This is a genomic window from Streptomyces echinatus (assembly GCF_014203595.1).
In the GTDB taxonomy this organism is placed as follows: Bacteria; Actinomycetota; Actinomycetes; order Streptomycetales; family Streptomycetaceae; genus Streptomyces; species Streptomyces echinatus.
In genome coordinates this window covers 291,891-303,930 of the sequence record NZ_JACHJK010000005.1, presented here as the reverse complement: position 1 = coordinate 303,930, position 12,040 = coordinate 291,891, and the positions used below count along the sequence as shown (strand labels likewise).

8 protein-coding genes are annotated in these 12,040 nt (G+C 71.6%); 4 read left to right on the top strand and 4 right to left on the bottom strand.

What is annotated here, in order from left to right; all coding sequences use genetic code 11:
* Positions 1–88: 88 nt before the first annotated feature.
* Positions 89–844 carry a GOLPH3/VPS74 family protein gene (locus FHS34_RS16625; RefSeq protein ID WP_184965900.1) on the bottom strand — a complete coding sequence of 252 codons (756 nt, stop codon included), beginning with the start codon at positions 842–844 and terminating at the stop codon, positions 89–91.
* Positions 845–1,025: 181 nt separating this feature from the next.
* On the opposite strand from FHS34_RS16625, the gene FHS34_RS16620 reads away from it, so the two are divergent.
* Positions 1,026–3,923, top strand: coding sequence for a D-alanyl-D-alanine carboxypeptidase (locus FHS34_RS16620; RefSeq protein ID WP_184965898.1), 2,898 nt, complete (start codon positions 1,026–1,028; stop codon positions 3,921–3,923).
* Positions 3,924–4,120: 197 nt separating this feature from the next.
* Complete coding sequence (locus FHS34_RS16615) at positions 4,121–6,013, top strand: DUF8823 domain-containing protein (protein WP_184965896.1); 1,893 nt, start codon at positions 4,121–4,123, stop codon at positions 6,011–6,013.
* A 57-nt stretch (positions 6,014–6,070) separates the two neighbouring features.
* On the opposite strand, the gene FHS34_RS16610 is transcribed toward FHS34_RS16615, so the two are convergent.
* A complete protein-coding gene (locus FHS34_RS16610) occupies positions 6,071–6,919 on the bottom strand; it encodes a hypothetical protein (protein ID WP_184965894.1) in 849 nt (282 codons plus the stop codon).
* Between the two features lie 80 nt (positions 6,920–6,999).
* Here FHS34_RS16610 and FHS34_RS16605 point away from each other — a divergent pair, with 80 nt between their 5' ends.
* Together FHS34_RS16605 and FHS34_RS16600 are read left to right on the top strand one after the other, a co-directional pair.
* On the top strand, positions 7,000–7,788 hold the full coding sequence (locus tag FHS34_RS16605; RefSeq protein ID WP_184965892.1) for an SDR family oxidoreductase: 789 nt from the start codon (positions 7,000–7,002) through the stop codon (positions 7,786–7,788).
* Positions 7,789–7,936: 148 nt separating this feature from the next.
* A complete protein-coding gene (locus FHS34_RS16600; protein WP_184965890.1) occupies positions 7,937–9,499 on the top strand; it encodes a sodium:solute symporter family protein in 1,563 nt (520 codons plus the stop codon).
* A gap of 77 nt (positions 9,500–9,576) precedes the next feature.
* Here FHS34_RS16600 and FHS34_RS16595 read toward each other — a convergent pair whose 3' ends face one another.
* Together FHS34_RS16595 and FHS34_RS16590 are read right to left on the bottom strand one after the other, a co-directional pair.
* Positions 9,577–10,692, bottom strand: a complete 1,116-nt coding sequence (locus FHS34_RS16595; protein WP_184965888.1) for an ADP-ribosylglycohydrolase family protein — start codon at positions 10,690–10,692, stop codon at positions 9,577–9,579.
* A gap of 296 nt (positions 10,693–10,988) precedes the next feature.
* The gene (locus tag FHS34_RS16590) at positions 10,989–11,762 is read right to left on the bottom strand and encodes a helix-turn-helix domain-containing protein (RefSeq protein ID WP_225817489.1); all 774 of its coding nucleotides are present in this window, start codon (positions 11,760–11,762) and stop codon (positions 10,989–10,991) included.
* Between the last annotated feature and the right edge of the window lie 278 nt (positions 11,763–12,040).

Here is a 12,040-nt window from a genome sequence, read left to right as displayed (position 1 = left end):
CGAGCGGGGCGGTGAGACCACAGAGGTCTCATCGCCCCGCTCGGACCAGCGGCTCCCGAACCGGGACTGTGGTGACCGGGGTTGCGGCTCAGTGGGCCACGGCGCGTGCCATGGACCCGTGACGCGGTTGCATCGGAACCCCGCGTGCGGGCTCCGCCGCGGCCCGGGCGCCGGGCGCGGCCTGCCGGCCGGCCGGGGCCGGGCCGCGGCGCGGCTGGGCGGCCGCACCGTTCTGAACGTCCATGACGGCGTGGGCGACGAGCCCGCCCATGGGGTCGTGCCGGATCAGATCCCGCAGCCGGGACCGGGACGAGCGCCCCTCGTTCCCCGGATACAGGTGCTTGCCGAGCCCGACGGCGTGCGCCAGGGCGGCGAGTGCCGCGGTCCGCGGGTCCGGCGGTACGCCGGTGCGGATCGCGGAGTCCAGCCGGGAGCGGATCTCCCGGCTGATGGCGGTGTCCGTCGCCTGGTAGCGCGTCGTCGGCAGCACCCCGCACATCTGGCCGGGTACGGCGGCGACCATGCCGCACCGCTCCAGATGCGAGAGGTACGTCTGCCTGAGCCCCAGCCGGGGCCCGCCGATCCAATGGACGGCACGCACGGGAGCGCCACGCCTTCGCAGCAACTCCAACGCGCAGTCCAGAGTCGGATCTCCTGTCGGCCGTGGCACCACCACGGCGATACGATCCCCGTCTGGGGCTATCCGTCCGGCCAGCGCCAGCTCCACTAGCTGTGCTCCGGCCAGACCGAGGTCGAGCGACTGCGGCTGTGCAGTGGTACCCGTGGCCGGGTCCAGTGCCAGCAGCAGAAGCTCCTCCGGAATTGTTCTGCGGCTCCTGCCCATCCATGCCTCCCCGCGTGGATGAATGACAGGGTGACCCCTCTCACATTGGTCTGTCGAGGGTGCGTGACCGGTTCGTGAGGGAACCGGTAGGTATGTCGTTCTCGTCTACCACAGGGGCCAAGCCCTCACACAGGACACTGGTACATGGTTCGGACAGGGCGCGCGTGCAGACGTGCGGCGCATGGAGGAGGCATCGGTGGCGGGCGAGTCCCCCGACAGGTCGAAGCAGCGCGAGTCGTCGGCGGAACCGACGTCGGGGAGCGCGGGTTCGGTTCCCGAGGCGCGCGATCCGCGTCTCGCGGTCGCCCGCGAAAAGGATTCCTCGGGCGGCGGTACGGACACGGCGACGAAGGTCCTGACGGTGCGAACCGAGACCCCGGCCGGTTCCGGGAAGCCGGCCGAGCGGAAGAAGCCGGCCGAGCAGGAGAAGAAGCCGGCCGACGCCGAGAACTCCGCCACGCCGGACGAGGACACGGCTCTGCGCGCGGCGGTGTCGGCGTGGGTCCGCGAGCCGGGAACCGACGCGACTGCAAAGTCCGAGAAGACCGAGGCCAAGGCCGAGGGGAGCATGGGCACGAACTCCGAGTCCCCGTCCGACCCGCAGGAGAAGCGCGGGACTTCGCCCAAGGCGGCGGCCGGGGACGAGGTTTCGCCCGCCGCCCCGGCCAAGTCCGGGTCCGGGGCGCCGTCTGACGCGCAGGCCGGATCCGGCTCGCCGTCCCGCACGGAGACCGAGCGCGAGGCGCCGTCCGCCACGGACGCGGAGGCGGCCTCGGACGAGCCGACGCAAGCGGACGCCGACGAGACGGACGAGAACCCGGCCGCCGACGCGGACGAGAAGACCGCCGACGCGAAGACCGGCACGGGCGAGAAGTCCACCGCCGATGCCAAGCCCGACGCCGACGCCAAGCGTGACATGGACGCGAAGAGCAGGTCGCGCACCGAGGCAGACGCGGACGCCGAGAACGAGGCGGACGCCGGGGCCGACGCGGAAGCGAAGAACAAGGCTGAGGCGAAGAGCAGGACCGACGCCGACAGCCGGACGGAGCCGGACGCCGAGGCCGACACGGACGCGGACGCGGAGGCCAAGGGCGACGCGCCCGCGAAGAGCGGTGCCGCCTCCAAGGCGGAGGACGCGAAGGCCAAGGGCGACACACCGGCGAAGACCGGCACGGCCTCCAAGGCCACCGCGACCGCGAAGACCGAGGCGGACGCAGACGCGAAGAGCGACGCGGGCGCCAAGGCCGACGCGGGCGCGAAGAGCGAGGGTGACGCGGGCGCGAAGAGCGACGCGGGCGCCAAGGCCGGCGCGAGCACCAGGAGCGACGCCGCCACCGAGAGCGACACGGCGGGCAAGGGCGACACGGCGGGCGAAGGCGACGTGGTGGACGCCGATGGCGGGGACGGCCCGCAGGGGGCACCCGCGGACGGCGACGAGAGCCGCACGGGTGGTGCGGGTGGGAACACGGAGGACGCCGAAGGCGAAGCCGAGGCGGACGCCGTCGACCAGCCGACCACCGTCTTCAAGGCCGTACAGCCCAAGAAGCCCGGCGTCGACCAGCCCACCACCATGCTCAAGCTCGGCGGCAAACCCAAGCCCACCGAGTCCGAGTCCGAACGCACCAGCAAGTTCGTCGCGCTGAGGGACGACATGCGCCCGGCCGGCAAGCCCAAGGCCCCGGCCGCGCCCAAGGCCGTCACGCCCAAGGCCCCGGCCGCGCCCAAGGCCCCGGTCACGCCCCCCGACACCACCACCGCCGTCCCGCACGTCGGCCCGGAGCGCACCACCCAGCAGCCGCTCCCGCCCAAGCCCCCGCTGGACCTGCTGGCGGAGCTGACCAACACGCCCCCGCCCCCGGAGACCCCGGTCCGCACGGCCGTGCGCCGGGTCAAGATCTGGACCCCCCTGGTCCTGCTCCTGGCGATCGTCTTCGCGGTCGTGCAGAACTTCCGTCCGCTGCCGTCCCCCACCCTCTCGCTCACCGCCGAGGACACCTACACCTTCGACGGCAAGACGAACCTCCCCTGGCCGAACGAGGGCCAGGGCTGGATCGACGGCGACGGCATCGGCACGATGGGCCGCTTCGGCGAGCAGACCCCCGTGGCCATCGGCTCGGTCGCCAAGACCATGACCTCCTACATCATCCTGCGCGACCACCCGCTGAAGCCGGGGCAGGAAGGCCCGAAGATCAAGATCGACCCGACGGCGGAGAAGGAGGGCGGCTACAACAAGGACGGCGAGTCGACGCTCGACACCGTCAAGGCCGGTCAGTCCCTCACCCAGAAGCAGGCCCTGTCGGCCGTCCTCATCCCCTCCGCCAACAACATCGCGCGGCTCCTCGCGCGCTGGGACGCGGGCTCGGAGGCGGCGTTCGTCAAGAAGATGAACGCCACCGCCAGGGAACTCGGGATGACCCACACGACGTACACCGACCCCTCGGGTCTGAAGGAGACCACCGTCTCCACCGCCGAGGACCAGGTGAAGCTCGGCCGCGCGTTCGTCAAGGTCCCGGCCCTGACCGCCATCACCAGCTCCGCGAGCTGGACCGACCCGTCCGGCAAGTACTGGGACAACACCAACCACCTGCCGTTCAACATCGGCGCGCTCGGCATCAAGACCGGCAGCACCTCCAAGGCCGGCGGCAACCTGCTCTTCGCCTCCCGCAAGAAGGTCGGCGGGCAGACGGTGACCCTCGTCGGCGCGATCCTCGGCCAGCACAAGCCGAAGATCCTGGAAACGGCCAACGAGGTCAGCCAGACCGCGCTGGTCGCCGCCCAGAAGGCGCTGACCTCGACGAAGATCCTGAAGAAGGGGGACGTCGTCGGCTACGTGGACGACGGGCTCGGCGGCCACACCCCCATCGTGGTCACCAAGAACGTCACGGCCGTCGGCTGGGCCGGCCTGAAGGTGAAGCTGTCCTTCGCCTCCGGCACCGTGCCGCACACCGCGAAGGCCGGCACCCAGGTCGGCACGCTCACCGTGGGTGACGGCACGGCCGGCGCGGTGAAGGTGCCGGTGGCCCTGCAGAAGAATCTCGCGGAGCCCGGTTTCGGCGCCAAACTCACGCGTCTGGGCTGACCGCACGACTCTCAGCCCGCCCGCGCACCCCGTCGACGGAGCCCCACCCGGGAGCCCCGCGGCGGGGTGCGTGCTAGCGTCACGAATCGGGGCAGGTCGACGGTCACGGGACGAGGCCGCGAACTGGACGGAAAGCGGCCGGGAACACCATGGGAAGCGGCCGAGCACAGAAGACGGGACACGGGGAGTGCCTTCAGGTGGCCACAGCGGAGCCGACACGCGCCGACGACGCCGATCGGGGGCCGGGATCCGGACCGCGAATACGTCTGTCCATGACCGACACCGCGGCGGAGACGGCTGCTGACACACGGGTCGCCACTGCGGCGAACACGACGTCCGTCACGGATGGCGACGAAGGCGTCACCGGCCGCTCCGGCCTACGCACCCGGCTGCTCACCGCCCTCGAACCGCTCCGGCAGCGGCTGCTGCGGCACCCCGTGCTGTCGATCACCGCGCTCTCGGGCGTCCTGCACATCATCTGGTTCTTCACCTTCGCGAACAGCGGCGGCGATCTGGCCGCGCAGGACGCCTGGGCGGAGTTCGTCGGCCGGCATCCGGACTCGGCGTACAACCTCGCCTGGTACGGCGGCATGCACCCGGTGTCGTACAGCGTGGTGTCGCCGTATCTGATGTCGGTCCTCGGCGTCCGTACGACGATGATGATCGCCGGGACGCTGTCGGCGGGCCTGGTGACGATGATCCTCATCCGCAGCCGGGCGGTGAAGAACCCGCTGTGGGTCTCGCTCGCCGCGCTCTTCGCGCTGATCTGCAACGCGATCTCCGGCCGGGTGACCTTCGGGCTCGGCACGATGTTCGCGCTCGGCGCGGTCGCCGCGGTGTTCTGCTGGCCGTACCGGTGGCGGTACAAACGCTGGGCGAAGGCTTTGGTCGCCGGTCCGCTGGCCGCGCTCGCCACGATGGCCTCGCCGGTCGCGGGGCTGTTCGTGGGCCTGGTCGCGGTCGCGCTGTTCCTGCAGAAGCGGCGGCCGGGCGCCTGGGCGCTGGGGCTCGCGCCGTCGGCGGTGGTCGCGGTGTCGGCCTGGCTGTTCCCGTTCTCCGGCACCCAGCCGATGGGGATCGGCTCGGTGATACTGCCGCTGCTGTACGGCCTGCTGTGCCTGTTCCTGGTGCCGAAGGAGTGGGTGACCGTCCGGCTGACGGCCGCCGTCTACAGCCTCGGTGTCGTCCTGGTGTGGCTGATCAACTCGCAGATCGGGTCCAACATCTCGCGGCTGCCCATGCTGTTCGCGGGCGCGGCCCTGATCGCGGCCCTGCCGTACACCGTGCCGAAGTCCCGCACGTGGTACGTGACCGTGCTGGCCTTCCTCGGCTTCGTCGGCTGGCTCGGCTTCAAGTCGGTGGACGACATCATCCACACCACGCCGGCCGCCTCCTGGGCGCGGGAGCTGGCCCCGCTCGTGAACGAGCTGCAGAAGGCCGGCGCCGGGAAGGGCCGCGTCGAGGTGGTCCCCGCCCGCTCCCACCGTGAGGCCTCCGCGCTCGCGCCGTACGTCAACCTGGCCCGGGGCTGGAACCGGCAGGCCGACATGGAGCGCAATCCGCTCTTCTACGACGACACGCTCAACTCGGCGACCTACCACGAGTGGCTCCAGCGGTGGGCGGTGCACTTCGTGGTGCTGCCCAAGGACAACGTGGACGGGGACGGCGGCGAGCGCGAGCTGCTGCGGCGCGGGATGCCGTATCTGAAGCAGGTCTGGGGCGACACCAACTGGCAGCTGTTCAAGGTGACCGACCCGGCGCCGCTCGCCGAGCCGAACGCGACGGTGGACCGGGCCGAGCAGGGCGAGATGACCCTGCGGGTGCACAAGGCCGGGCGGATCCTGATACGGATCCCGTACTCCCCGTGGCTGAGCATCGTCGACGAGCACGGCAAGAGCGTGAAGCCGCCGCAGCCGGCCTCGGAGGCGCCGAAGACGTACGAGAACGTCAACGGGTGCCTGCTGCAGACGCCGGAGGACGGGAACGGGGACCGGTGGACGGTGCTGATCGCCCCGCGGACCGGGACGTACCACCTCGCCGCCCCGTACCAGCTGCCCCGCGGCACGCCGTGCCCCGATGAGCTGAAGTGAGTTCCCCACCGCCCGCCCGGAGCGATCCGCCGGCGGGCGGTGGCGTGCGGGCCCGCGCTACTCGCTCCCGCGCAGCTCGGCCACGTACGTGTCCGTGCCCGGCACCGTGGGGATGAACGGGGCCACGAGTTCCACCCGGCCCAGGCCCGAGTCCGCGACCTGCTCGTCCAGCCCGGCGAAGTGCTCCGCCCAGCACTCCCGCGGGTCCGTCTCCAGGAACCACAGCAGGGTCAGCCGGGTGGTCACGCCCTCCACCTGCTTGACGTAGGTCATGCGGTCGCCCGGGAGCGGGGTGGGCCGGAACACGGTCACCAGGGCGGACGGGGAGCCCGCCAGGCGGCGGGGCAGGTGGCGGGTGTGCAGCCACTGGAGGAGTTCGGCCCGCTGCTGCGGCGACTCGGCGTCGATCACCTCCAGCACGAGGCCGGCGTAGGGATGGTCGAGGGCGTGGAAGTCCCGGGGCCCCGCGGCGCCGTCCCGGTACACCGTCGTCTCGTGGTCCTGGAAGGCCGTGAAGACATGGGTGCGGGCGTGGTGGACGCGGGCGTCCCGGTTGAGCCGTTTGTTGATGGCGACCGTCCACTTCATGTGCTCGGCGTAGCGGCCGGCGGTGATCCAGTAGGTGGAGAGGTAGCAGCCGGCCGTGACCGGCTGGGCGATCGCCGACTTCTCCGGGTAGCGCAGGAGCTGCAGCTCCCGGGTCGCGACCCAGCGGCGGCCCGCGTACATCCAGGGCATGGCCATCGCGCCGGCGTAGTAGTGGTCGTCCTCGTACCAGCGGTTGTAGGCGTACTCGTGGCCCGGGTGCGGCTCGACCATGGTGATCAGGGCGTGGCCGGGGCGGACGCCGTACGGTCCTGCGGCGGCCAGCTCGGCGTACAGCTCGCTGTGGGTGTCCTCGCTCATGCGGCTCCCCTTCCGTCCTCCCGCGGACGCCCATACTCTGACGCTCCGTCAGATAGAACGCCATACCCCGGGAGGCCCCGATGTCCCTGCTCACCGGCAAGACCGTCGTCGTCTCGGGCGTCGGGGCCGGGCTCGGCCACCAGATCGCCGCGGCCGTCGTACGGGACGGCGGGAACGCGGTGCTCGGGGCGCGCACCGAGGCCAATCTCGCCAAGAGCGCGGCCGGGATCGACCCGGACGGCACGCGCACGGCGTACCGGGCGACCGACGTCACGGACGAGAGGCAGTGCGAGGCGCTGGCGGCACTGGCGCGGGAACGGTTCGGCGCGGTCGACGCGGTGGTGCACGTGGCCGCCTGGGACTCGCACTTCGGCGGGCTGGAGGACGCCGACTTCGAGACCTGGCGGTCGGTCCTCGACGTGAACCTGCTGGGGACGCTGCGGATGACCCGGGCGTGTCTGCCGGCGCTGAGGGCGGGCGGGGGCGGGTCGGTGGTGTTCATCGGGACGCAGTCGGCCGTGGCCGCCCCCTCACAGGTGAAGCAGGCCGCGTACGCCGCCTCGAAGGGGGCGCTGACCAGCGCGATGTACTCGCTGGCGCGGGAGCTGGGGCCGTACCGGATCCGGGTCAACACCGTGCTGCCGGGCTGGATGTGGGGGCCGCCGGTGCAGGCGTACGTCCGGTTCACCGCGCACACGGAAGGGGTGCCGGAGGACGAGGTGCTGGGCCGGCTGAGCGAGCGGATGGCGCTGCCGGAGCTGGCCACCGACGGGGACGTGGCGGACGCGGCGGTGTTCCTGGCCTCGGACCGGGCGCGGGCGATCACGGGGCAGTCGCTGCTGGTGAACGCCGGGGAGCTGATGCGGTGACGGGGCGTCCGGCGGTGGCCGCAGCGACCGCAGTGACTGCCAGATGATTCATGTACATGAACTCAGGTCATCAAGTCGAACATTTTTACCGTGACTTGACTTACAGCTTGCTTGTCGCGTTCATGTACGCGCACCCACGATCGGGCACATGAACAGTCTCGACTGGGCCGTGCTCATCGGCTACTTCGGAGTGATGGTCGCGATCGGCGTCTGGTCGCACAAGCGCGTGGACAGCGTCTCCGACTTCTTCACGGCCGGCGGCAAGATGCCCTGGTGGCTGTCCGGCATCTCGCATCACATGTCGGGCTACAGCGCCGTGATGTTCACCGGGTACGCGGGCATCGCCTACACCTACGGCGTCACCTCCTTCATCACCTGGTCCTTCCCCATCGCGCTCGGCATCGCCATCGGCTCGAAGCTGTTCGCGCCGCGCATCAACCGGTTGCGCTCCCGGCTCCATGTGGCCTCCCCGCTGGAGTACCTGAAGAACCGCTACAACCTGCCGACCCAGCAGGCGCTCGCCTGGTCCGGCATGCTGCTGAAGATCGTGGACGTGGGCGCCAAGTGGGCGGCGATCGCCACGCTGTTGTCGGTGTTCACCGGGGTCTCACTGAACCAGGGCATCCTCATCACCGGGGTGATCACCGCCGTCTACTGCACGATCGGCGGCCTGTGGGCGGACGCGCTGACCGAACTCGGCCAGTTCGTCATCCAGTTGCTGGCCGGTGTCTCCATGTTCGTCGCGGTCGTGGTGAAGCTGAGCGACAAGAACATCGGCTTCTTCGGGGCGTGGGACGAGCCGGCACTGCACGGCCACGGCAAGCCGCTGGTCGGACCGTACGGCACGGTGTTCCTGCTGGCGTTCCTGTTCATCAAGCTCTTCGAGTACAACGGCGGCATGCTGAACCAGGCCCAGCGCTACATGGCCACGGGCAGCGCCCGCGAGGCCGAGCGCTCGGCCCGGCTGTCGGCGATCCTGTGGCTCGTGTGGCCGGTGGTCCTGTTCTTCCCCATGTGGATGTCGCCGCTGCTGGTGCACGCGCAGAAACCGGACGGCTCCGACTCCTACGCGCTGATGACCGAACAGCTGCTGCCGCACGGGCTGCTGGGCCTGGTCATCGTCGGTTTCTTCTCCCACACCATGGCCATGTGCTCCTCCGACGCGAACGCCATCGCGGCGGTGTTCACCCGGGACGTGGCGCCGGTGCTGTCTTCGAGGGCGCGGGCGTGGGGCGAGCGGTCGGGGCTGATCGCGGCCCGGGTCACGACGGTCGTCTTCCTGGGTCTGTCCATGGCGGTGGCGACCCAGGTCAACTCCCCCGCGTTCAAGGACATCATCACGGTCGTCATCAAGTGGGTGGCCGGTCTGATGGGTCCGATCGCGATCCCGATGATGCTGGGTCTGCTCCGGCCGTTCCGCCGCTCCGGACCGACGGCGGCGCTGACCAGCTGGGCGGCGGGGCTGCTGGCGTTCTGGCTGGTCAACTACCCCATCAGCTGGAACGTCGACGGCGGCGTCCCGCTCCAGTACCAGGTCTCGATCCCGCTCGCGGTCTCCCTGGTCCTGTACGTCCTGATCGGCTACCTGAAGCCGGAGGACACCCCGGGCCGGCTGGCCGTCATCGAGAAGGTCAACACGGACGACGAGGGCGCCGCGCTCGCCGTACCGGTTCCGGCGGGTGCGGGGGACGACGTGGTGGGGGCGCCGTAGGGGTACCGCCGGCCTTCGGGTGCGGGATCGTCGTGGCGGGGTACGTGGCTCCTCGCGCCCCTGGGGACCCTGTCGGGTCAGGCTCGTGGGTAGCGGGCCAGCCAGCCGGGGGCGGAGCCGGCCGGGCCGTGGAGGGCCGGGCCCTGGGTCATCTCCATGGAGAAGTCGTCGGCGAGTTCCAGGATCGTCGGGCGGCCCTCCAGCTCGACCAGCCAGGCCGGGGGGAGGGCCGTCTCGCCGTGCAGGGCGCCGAGGAGGCCCCCGGTCAGCGCCCCCGCCGCCGCCGACGGACCGCTCTGGTTCACCGCCAGGCACAGGCCGTGCCGTACGTCCTCCCCCACCAGCGCGCAGTACACGGACGCGGCGAGCAGTCCGTCCGCCGTGCCGTCGCCGGCCAGTTCCTCCACCCGGGCCGGGGTGGGCATCCCCTGCCGTACGGCGCCGAGGGCGTGCTGCAGGGCGTCGGAGACCGGCTGGTGGCCGGGCCGGGCGGCGAGCAGGGCGAGCGCCCGCTGCACGGCGCCGTCCAGGCTCTCGCCCCGGGCCAGCCCGTGCACGATCACGGCGTACGCGCCCGCCGACAGGTAGGCGATGGGGTGACCGTGGGTCTGGGCCGCGCACTCCACCGCAAGCTGGACGACGAGCTGCGGCTCCCAGCCGACCAGCAGGCCGAACGGTGCCGAGCGGGCGACGGCCTCCGGGCCCAGCTCCCCGGGGTTCTTCGGGGTCTCCAGCGTGCCCATGGTCTCGTCGCCGAAGCCGACGAGCAGCGCCCGTCCCGGATCCCGGCGGGCGTACAGCCACTCCTCGCGGGCCAGCCACCCGTCGTCCTTGCGGCGTTCGTCGGGCCCCCAGTCCCGCTGGGTCGCCGCCCAGCGCAGATACGCCCGGTGCAGATCCGTCGGCGGATGCCAGGCGCCGGTGTCGCGGCGCACCTGCGCGCGGATCAGCCCGTCCACGGTGAACAGGCTCAGCTGGGTGTGATGGGTGACCGTGCCGCGCCGGCCGTGCCCGAAGGCCAGGTCCAGCAGCCCCTCGCCGCCGTACGCGGCCCGGATCTCCTCCAGGGACAGCGCGTCGGCGGGTCCGCCCAGGGCGTCGCCCACCGCGGCCCCGAGCAGCGTGCCGCGCACCCGGCCGCGGAAGTCCTGCTGCTCGGCGCGGCCCCAGACGGCACCGGACGTCGCGCTCACCGGAACTCCCCTCGACACCGTCCGCCTGTACGACGCCCAGCACTGTAATCGACCGGGGACGGTCCGATCAGCGGGACAAATCTGCCCCGGCCGGTCATTCCCGATCAGCTTGGGACCGGGACGGGGTCAGCCGTACCACGTGACGTCGCAGACATACACGCACTCGTGCCGCGGCACGGCCAGGACGTAAGGGCCGCTCACGGTGACCTCGGCAGGTGTGCCGGTCCTCGTACGGTACCGGTGGAACCGTCGATGCGGCGGCTGCGCGAGGCGGCACGTCGACCCTGGTCCCGGAGTCACGCCACCGCGGACCGGCGGCAGCTCCGGCAGCGGCCCGGGTGGGGGGAGCGGAAGGCCCGGTCGCAGCCGTCGCAGGTCTGGAGGGGGTCCGGGCGGGGTGGGGTGATGGTCCGCGGCGGCGCGGGGAGGTGCGGCGGCAGTTGAGCGGTGAGGCGGTGCGCCAGGAAGGCGGCCGGATGCTTGATCGGCTCTGCGGGCAGCCCGGTCGTGAGAGTGCGGACGACCGCCGTGGGAGGCACGCCCCGCTCCAGCCACTCGGAGACGGCCGGCGCCAGGCGGTGCACGTCCCGCTCGGTCAGGAGCAGGCGGGAATCACGGGCCCGGAGCCCGGCGAGCAGTTCGGTGGCCTTGCCGGGCGGCGGGGGCGCCTTCGGCGGAGCCTCGGGCTCGGGGGCGACCGGGGCGGCGAGGGCCACCGCGAGCCTCGGCTTGTTGTACGAGATCGTCCGGGTCGTCACCTGTCCCGATTGAAGACGCTCCCTGGGACGCGAGAGGTATCCGTGTTCCTCCAGCTCGCGCAGTGCCGCCGCGATCCGGATCTCCCCCTCGGGGAACTTCGCCGCCAGCGCCTTGATGCCGATCGGCGTCCCCTCCGGCAGCGACTGGATGTGCAGCGCCAGGCCGATGGCCACGAGCGACAGCTCGGCGTGCTGGGCCAGGTGGTTGCCGACGACGGTGAAGTTGTCGTGATGGGGTTCGTTCACGTGGGTGACGCCCGAGGAATGCCGGGTCCTGGGCCGCGCGGGAGCGTTACGCTTCTTGTTAGTCATCAGGAAGTTCTTGCCTTCCTCGGTGATCAGGCCCTCGCACTGGGATGGCAGTCCCGGCGGGGGCCGATGCATGTTCGGGGTGGTCGTCGCCGACACTGCCCGACAACTCCCCTGCCGCGCCAGTTGCGTCGGGCATATTCACTCCGGCGAGTGAGCGACGGGGGCGGTGGGGGTGGGTTCGGTTCTTACCCCGGTTCTTTGGTCTTCTGGGGTCGGGCACCACCGGGTCGTGGCCCCCCGCGCCCCGGTACGGACCGTAGCTCCAAGTGCCGGGTGTA

Excerpts from the sequence above, each read along its gene's own strand:
- FHS34_RS16625 (WP_184965900.1), bottom strand. The coding sequence starts at position 844 with ATGGGCAGGAGCCGCAGAACAATTCCGGAGGAGCTTCTGCTGCTGGCA.
- FHS34_RS16620 (WP_184965898.1), top strand. The coding sequence starts at position 1,026 with ATGGAGGAGGCATCGGTGGCGGGCGAGTCCCCCGACAGGTCGAAGCAG.
- FHS34_RS16610 (WP_184965894.1), bottom strand. The coding sequence starts at position 6,919 with ATGAGCGAGGACACCCACAGCGAGCTGTACGCCGAGCTGGCCGCCGCA.
- FHS34_RS16605 (WP_184965892.1), top strand. The coding sequence starts at position 7,000 with ATGTCCCTGCTCACCGGCAAGACCGTCGTCGTCTCGGGCGTCGGGGCC.
- FHS34_RS16600 (WP_184965890.1), top strand. The coding sequence starts at position 7,937 with ATGAACAGTCTCGACTGGGCCGTGCTCATCGGCTACTTCGGAGTGATG.
- FHS34_RS16590 (WP_225817489.1), bottom strand. The coding sequence starts at position 11,762 with ATGACTAACAAGAAGCGTAACGCTCCCGCGCGGCCCAGGACCCGGCAT.